At 72.3% G+C, this 2557-nt stretch carries 1 protein-coding gene; it reads right to left on the bottom strand.

Annotated features, from left to right (window positions below; genetic code table 11):
- On the bottom strand, nt 1-2253 hold a 2253-nt coding region (locus tag PROKR_RS01255; protein ID WP_245605658.1), incomplete at its 3' end, for a Tex family protein.
- Between the last annotated feature and the right edge of the window lie 304 nt (nt 2254-2557).

Here is a 2557-nt window from a genome sequence, read left to right as displayed (position 1 = left end):
GCGGCCCTCGCCACCGCTGGGGCGCCCGCCGCGCTGACCGCCGCTGGAGCTCCCCGAGCTGCGGCCGCCGGGGGCCGCGCCGACCTCGTCGTCCAGCCGCAGGGTCAGGGAGACCCGCTTGCGCTGGAGGTCGACGTCCAGGACCTTCACCTTGACGATGTCGCCGGACTTCACGACCTCGCGCGGGTCGCTGACGAAGTTCTTGGACATGGCCGAGACGTGCACGAGCCCGTCCTGGTGCACGCCGATGTCCACGAACGCGCCGAACGCGGCGACGTTGGTGACCTGCCCCTCGAGCACCATGCCGGGCACCAGGTCGCCGAGGGTCTCGACGCCGTCCGCGAAGGACGCCGTGGTGAACGCCGGACGCGGGTCGCGACCGGGCTTCTCCAGCTCCGCGAAGATGTCGGTCACGGTGGGCAGACCGAACGTCTCGTCCACGAACTGGGTGGGCTTCAGCGTGCGCAGGGCGCCGCCGTTCCCGATCAGCGCCTGCACGTCCGCGCCCGACGCCGTCACGATGCGCCGCGCCAGCGGGTACGCCTCGGGGTGCACCGACGACGCGTCCAGCGGCTCGTCGCCCCCGGAGACCTTGAGGAAGCCCGCGCACTGCTCGAACGCCTTGGGGCCCAGGCGCGGTACGTTCTTCAGCGCCGCACGCGACGCGTACGGGCCGTTGGCGTCCCGGTGGGCCACGATGTTCTCGGCGAGCGTCGAGGTGATACCCGAGACGCGCGACAGCAGCGGCACGGACGCCGTGTTGAGGTCCACGCCGACGCCGTTGACGCAGTCCTCCACCACGGCGTCCAGCGACCGCGACAGCTTGGTCTCGGTGATGTCGTGCTGGTACTGGCCCACGCCGATCGACCTGGGGTCGATCTTCACGAGCTCGGCGAGCGGGTCCTGCAGGCGGCGCGCGATCGAGACGGCGCCACGGATGGAGACGTCCAGGTCGGGCAGCTCCGCACTCGCGTAGGCCGACGCCGAGTACACGGACGCGCCGGCCTCGGACACGACCGCCTTGGTCAGGCCGAGCTCCGGCACCTTCTTCATCAGGTCGGCGGCCAGCCGCTCGGTCTCGCGCGATGCCGTGCCGTTACCGATCGCGACCAGGTCCACCTGGTGCTTCTGGGCGAGCCGGGCCAGCACTGCCAGCGACTCGTCCCAGCGGTTGGCCGGCTGGTGCGGGTAGATGGTCGCGTGCTCCACGACCTTGCCCGTGGCGTCGACGACGGCGACCTTGACGCCCGTGCGCAGGCCCGGGTCGAGGCCCATCGTGGCCCGCGTGCCGGCGGGCGCCGCGAGCAGCAGGTCGCGCAGGTTCGCGGCGAAGACGCGCACCGCCTCGTCCTCCGCCTCGGAGCGCAGCCGCAGCCGCACGTCGATGCCGAGGTGCACCAGGATCTTGGTGCGCCAGGCCCAGCGGACCGTGTCGTTCAGCCAGCGGTCGGCCGGGCGGCCCTGGTTGGCGATGCCGAACTGGTGGGCGATCGTGCCCTCGTACGACGTCGGTACGCCGGCCTCGATGCCCTCCTCGGGTTCGATCGTCAGGTCCAGCACGTCCTCCTTCTCGCCCCGGAACAGGGCGAGCACACGGTGGGACGGCAGGGACGACAGGGCCTCGGCGAACTCGAAGTAGTCCGAGAACTTGGCGCCCTTGTCCTGCGCGCCGTCGCGTACGGCGGACAGCATGCGCCCGCGCTTCCACAGCCGCTCGCGCAGGGTGCCGATCAGGTCGGCGTCCTCCCCCATGCGCTCCACGAGGATCGCCCGGGCGCCGTCGAGCGCCGCGGCGGCGTCGGCCACCCCCTTGTCGGGGTCGACGTACGGGCCCGCCGTCTCCTGCGGGTCGAGCGACGGGTCGCCGAGCAGCGCGTCGGCGAGCGGCTCCAGGCCGGCCTCGCGCGCGATCTGCGCCTTGGTGCGCCGCTTGGGCTTGTAGGGGAGGTAGATGTCCTCCAGACGCGACTTGGTCTCCGCCGCCAGGATCTGGGCCCGCAGCTCGTCCGTGAGCTTGCCCTGCTCCTGCACCGACGCCAGGATCGCCGCGCGCCGCTCCTCGAGCTCGCGCAGGTACCGCAGCCGCTCCTCGAGGGTGCGCAGCTGCGCGTCGTCGAGGGTGCCCGTGACCTCCTTGCGGTAGCGGGCGATGAACGGCACGGTCGCGCCGCCGTCGAGCAGGTCGACGGCCGCGGTCACCTGCCCCTCCCGAACGCCCAGCTCCTCAGCGATGCGCTGGTTGATACTTGCCAACGTCCTGTACCTCACTTCAGGGGTCGAGACCCAGCCGGATGGTCGGGACAGATTGTGCCCGGCGCCACCGACATCTGTCGCATCCGCCCACGCGTGTCAGGGCTACGGGTCCCACGGGTGACCTGTGTGTCTGACGCTGAGCCAGGTGCAAGGCCGGGGCGGGTCACGACACATCCGGAGCAGGACCGCCCGCGAGCGCGGGCCCCGAACCCGGAGGATTCCCGTGCAGCGTCGCCCCAGGACCGTCAGCCCCAGCACCGCCCCGCACCGCGCACGTCGTCGGGCGGCGGCCGCGACGTCGGCC

This window comes from Promicromonospora kroppenstedtii DSM 19349 (assembly GCF_000515355.1).
GTDB classification, from domain to species: domain Bacteria; phylum Actinomycetota; class Actinomycetes; order Actinomycetales; family Cellulomonadaceae; genus Promicromonospora; species Promicromonospora kroppenstedtii.
Note: the sequence above shows the minus strand (reverse complement) of the source record. Positions and strands in the feature narration are given on the sequence as shown.